Raw genomic sequence first — 4541 nt, 5'->3', positions numbered from 1 at the left:
GCCCGCCCGCCAGTATCCCGCTCGACTCCGCGCGGACCGCGGCCCTGCTCGACGGCTACGGCATCACCGTCTCGCCGGCCGTGCCCGCCCCGAACGCCGACACGGCGGCCACCGCCGCCGCCACCCTGGGCTACCCGGTCGCGCTGAAGACCACCGCCCCGCACCTGAAGGACCGCGCCGACCTCGGCGGCGTACGACTCGACCTCGCCGGCGAGGCCGAGCTGCGCCGCGCGTACGCCGAGCTCACCAACAACCTCGGCTCCCCGGCGGAGCTGCGCCCGGTGGTGCAGGCGATGGCGCCGCGCGGCGTGGACACCGTGGTGCGGGCCGCCGTGGACCCGTCAATCGGCACGGTGCTCTCCTTCGGGCTGGCCGGCCCGCCCTCCGAGCTGCTCGGCGACCTCGCCTACCGGCTCGTGCCCGTCACCGACCGGGAGGCGGCCGGACTGGTGCGCGGCATCCGCACCGCTCCCATGCTGTTCGGCTGGCGCGGCTCGCAGCCGGTGGACACCGCGGCCCTGGAGGACCTGCTGCTGCGCGTCTCGCTGCTCGTCGACGACCACCCGCGGATCGTCTCGGTCGAGCTGGACCCCGTCGTCGTGGCCCCGCACGGCCTCGCCGTCCTCAGTGCTGCGGTGCGCCTGGCTCCGCCCCCGGCCACCACCGACCTCGGCCCCCGCCGTCTGCCCGCGTACTGACCCCCTTCGACCCCCGTAGGATGGGCCGCATGGCGAAGACCGGAACGACGACGCAGGGACTGCGTGCGGCGATCGAGCGCAGTGGCTACTACCCCGCCCTTGTGGCCGAGGCGGTGGAGCTCGCGGTGGGCGGTGAGCCGGTCGCGTCGTTCGTCGTACACCAGGAGACGACGTTCGACTCCAACGAGGTGCGCCGCCATGTCACGGTGCTGGTCCTCACCGGAACCCGCTTCATCGTCAGCCACACCGACGAGCAGGCGGCCGACGGCGAGTCGTCCGTGCCGTACGCCACCACCTCCACGGAGTCGGTGAAGCTGGAGCGGATCTCCTCGGTGGTGCTGAGCCGGGTGGTCGCGAACCCGGAGTCCTACACCCCGGGCACGCTGCCCCGGGAGGTGGTGCTGACCATCGGCTGGGGCGCGGTCAACCGCATCGACCTGGAGCCGGCGGCCTGCGGCGACCCCAACTGCGAGGCGGACCACGGCTACACGGGCTCCACCACGGCCGACGACCTCTCGCTGCGGGTCAGCGAGGCGGGCGACGGCCCGGACACCGTGCGGCAGGCGCTGACCTTCGCCCAGGCACTGTCCGAAGCGACGGTGAACTCCCGCTGATGGCACAGCCCGCCACCCGCGGCCCGGCGCTGCCCGAGCCCGAACCGCTCGACCCGCGCGCCGCGCCCGCCCCCCGCTACCACGACGCCTCGCTCGCCGATCTGCTGCCGGCCATCGCCTCCGGTCAGCACGTGCCCGGGTGCGACGCCCGCCTCACCCTGGAACCGGCGGACCGGGTCTGCGTCTTCCTCGTCGACGGCATGGGCTGGGAGATCCTGCGCGCCCACCCGGCGGAGGCGCCGTTCCTGACCTCACTGCTGCCCACCTCCGCCAACGGCACGGGCACCGCGATCACCTCCGGGTTCCCCTCGACCACGGCGACCTCGCTGGCCTCGGTCGGTACCGGCCTCGCTCCCGCCTCCCACGGGCTGCCGGGCTACACCGTGCTCGACCCCGACACGGGCGGGCTGATGAACCAGCTGCGCTGGCAGCCGTGGACGGACCCGCACGTCTGGCAGCCGTACCCGACGGTGTTCCAGCAGGCCCACGACGCCGGCGTGGAGACCTGCCAGGTCTCCGCCCCGCACTTCGAGCACACCCCGCTCACCCGGGTCGCGCTGTCCGGCGGGACCTTCTTCGGCCGGCTCACCGGCGAGGAGCGCATGGACCTGGCCGCCGCCCGCCTCGCCTGCGGCGACCGCTCCCTGGTCTACACGTACTACGCCGACCTCGACGGCAACGGCCACCGGCACGGGGTCGACTCCGACGCCTGGCGGTCCCAACTCGCCTACGTGGACCGGCTCGCACAGCGACTGGCCGAGCAGTTGCCGCCGCGCTCTGCGCTGTACGTCACCGCCGACCACGGCATGGTGGACGTGCCCCTGGAGTCCGAGCACCGCTTCGACTTCGACGAGGACCGGGAGTTGAGCGCGGGCGTCTCGCGGCTCGGCGGCGAGGGCCGGGCCCGGCACCTCTACGCCGTTCCCGGCGCGGTCCGCGACGTGTACGCGGTGTGGCGGGAGGTGCTCGCCGACCAGGCGTGGGTCGCCACCCGGGACGAGGCGATCGAGCTGGGCTGGTTCGGCCCGCCCGGCAAGGGCGTCGACGACCGGGTCTACGGCCGCCTCGGTGACGTGGTCGTGGCCATGGACGGCACCGCCGCGGTGGTCGCCACCCGCACCGAACCCAACGAGTCCGCGCTGGTCGGCATGCACGGTTCCCTGACCCCCGCCGAGCAGCTCGTCCCGCTGCTGGAAGTGCGCACCTGAGGGGCCCACCCGCCGGCACCGCACCCCTCGTCGTCCCGAAAGGCCGCAACACCGCATGCCCGAGCTGGTCTTCTTCTCCGGAACCATGGACTGCGGCAAGTCCACGCTTGCCCTGCAGATCGAGCACAACAGGTCCGCGCGCGGCCTGCAGGGCATGATCTTCACGCGGGACGACCGGGCGGGGGAGGGGCGGCTCTCGTCGCGGCTGGGGCTCGTCACCGAGGCGGTGGAGGCCCGTGACGGCTTCGACTTCCACGCCCACCTGGTCGCGCACCTGACCGCGGGCGGCCGTACCGACTACGTCATCGCCGACGAGGCGCAGTTCCTCACCGCCGACCAGATCGACCAACTGGCCCGCGTGGTGGACGACCTCGGCATCGACGTGTTCGCCTTCGGCATCGCCACCGACTTCCGCACTCGCCTGTTCCCCGGCGCCCAGCGGCTCATCGAGCTGGCCGACCGGGTGGAGGTGCTCCAGGTGGAGGCACTGTGCTGGTGCGGTGCGCGGGCCACCCACAACGCGCGCACGGTCGACGGGCAGATGGTCGTGGAAGGCGCCCAGGTGGTCGTCGGCGACGTCGGGCGTCCGGCCGGCGAGGTCGGCTACGAGGTGCTGTGCCGCCGGCACCACCGGCGACGGCTGACGGCCGCCGCCGCAGGTGCCGGCGCACTCTCCCCGGACGTGCTGCCGGTCGACGGCGTGACCCTGCCGGCACCGCGCCGCTGACCCGCCGCCCCGGACGGCCGCGTTACAGCGGGGGGCGCTTGGGGCGCTTCACCGCGTCCTGCGGGTCCCTCAGCTGGATCACCGCGAACGGCGCGCCCTCGGAGTCGACGACGTGCGCCAACCGCCCGTAGGGGGAGGTGCGCGGCTCGTGCAGGACTCCGCCGCCCAGCTCGGTGACCCGGCGGCACGCGTCGTCCGTGTCGGTGACCGCGAAGTACGTCGTCCAGTGCGGTCCGCGTTCCTGCGGCAGTGAGTCGCCGACGCCGCGGATCCCGCCGACCAGCTGGCCGTTCAGCAGCAGGCCCTGGTACTCGTTGCCGCTGTAGGTGTCGAGCCGCTCGGTCTCGAAACCGAACACCGACCGGTAGAACGGCACGACCGCCCGAGCGTTCCGGGTGACCAACTCGTCCCACACCGTGGTGCCGGGCCGGCCGTCGGGCTCGGTGCCGCTGTGGCGCCCCGCCTGCCAGATCCCGAACACCGCGCCGCTGGGGTCGGAGGCGATCGCCAGCCGGCCGTCCTCCCCGGAGTCCAGCGGCCCGACGGCGACGGTGCCGCCGCACTCGCGGATCGCGGAGCAGGTGGCGTCGGCGTCGTCCGTCGCGAGGTACGGCAGCCAGGCGACCGAGGCCGCCTGCCCGCGCGTGATCTCGCCCAGCCCGGCCACCGCGACGTCCCCGAAGTGGGCCCGGACGAACGGCCCGCCCTGTCGAGGTGCGTCCCGGAACTCCCAGCCGAACAGCTCGCTGTAGAACTTCTGGCCTGCGGCCAGGTCGTGCACCATCAGGCTCGCCCAGCAGGGCGTACCCGGGGCGGGCCGAGTCACTGCCTCGGTCATCTTCTGTCGTCTCCTCGGACCATCATCGATGCGGTCGTGCGGTGCCGTGGGCACTGCGGGCGTCGAACTGCTGCGGGCGGTGATCCGCCGTGTGCGTAGTGTGTCTGTACCGGTGATGCTCGCATCCCCACAGGGAGGTGTACCCCCCCGCACCGTACTTCTTCCCGCCGGTCCGGGGTTTGACCGGATTTTTCGTCACAGGCATGTCACCGGCCGGGCCCGGTGGGTGGGGAGGGCCGTGCCCCGGGCCCGGCCGCTGGGCGAGAATGCCGGCATGACACCTCTCATCAGCGCGGCCGAGCTCGCTGCCGAGCCGCTCGACGGCCCACTCTGCCCGGTGCTGCTCGACGTTCGCTGGGAGCTCGGCGGACCGCCCGGGCGGTCCGCCTACGAGGCCGGCCACCTGCCGGGCGCCCGCTACGTGGACCTGGAGACGGACCTGGCCGGCGCGCCGGG

At 73.8% G+C, this 4541-nt stretch carries 6 protein-coding genes; 5 read left to right on the top strand and 1 reads right to left on the bottom strand.

Translation table 11 applies throughout. From position 1 onward, the window contains the following. From ACYVE9_RS16605 to ACYVE9_RS16590, 4 genes are all read left to right on the top strand, one after another. The coding region (locus ACYVE9_RS16605; protein WP_461028643.1) for an acetate--CoA ligase family protein at nt 1-698 on the top strand (698 nt) is incomplete at its 5' end. A 29-nt stretch (nt 699-727) separates the two neighbouring features. Beyond that, nucleotides 728-1312 (top strand): DUF5998 family protein, encoded by a 585-nt coding sequence (locus tag ACYVE9_RS16600; RefSeq protein WP_461028642.1) that lies wholly within the window; start codon nt 728-730, stop codon nt 1310-1312. Next, the gene (locus tag ACYVE9_RS16595) at nt 1312-2520 is read left to right on the top strand and encodes an alkaline phosphatase family protein (RefSeq protein WP_461028641.1); all 1209 of its coding nucleotides are present in this window, start codon (nt 1312-1314) and stop codon (nt 2518-2520) included. Before ACYVE9_RS16600 ends, ACYVE9_RS16595 begins: the two co-directional genes overlap by 1 nt. A 55-nt stretch (nt 2521-2575) precedes the next feature. Then, the gene (locus ACYVE9_RS16590; RefSeq protein ID WP_461028640.1) at nt 2576-3247 is read left to right on the top strand and encodes a thymidine kinase; all 672 of its coding nucleotides are present in this window, start codon (nt 2576-2578) and stop codon (nt 3245-3247) included. Between the two features lie 22 nt (nt 3248-3269). Here ACYVE9_RS16590 and ACYVE9_RS16585 read toward each other — a convergent pair whose 3' ends face one another. After that, complete coding sequence (locus ACYVE9_RS16585; protein ID WP_461028639.1) at nt 3270-4085, bottom strand: VOC family protein; 816 nt, start codon at nt 4083-4085, stop codon at nt 3270-3272. 274 nt (nt 4086-4359) lie between these two features. On the opposite strand from ACYVE9_RS16585, the gene ACYVE9_RS16580 reads away from it, so the two are divergent. Further along, nucleotides 4360-4541: rhodanese-like domain-containing protein (locus tag ACYVE9_RS16580; RefSeq protein WP_461028638.1), on the top strand; the 182-nt coding region annotated here is incomplete at its 3' end.

Source organism: Streptomyces sparsus, assembly GCF_054776295.1.
The sequence above is the reverse complement of the archived record's forward strand: the minus strand, read 5'-3'. Positions and strand labels throughout refer to the sequence as shown.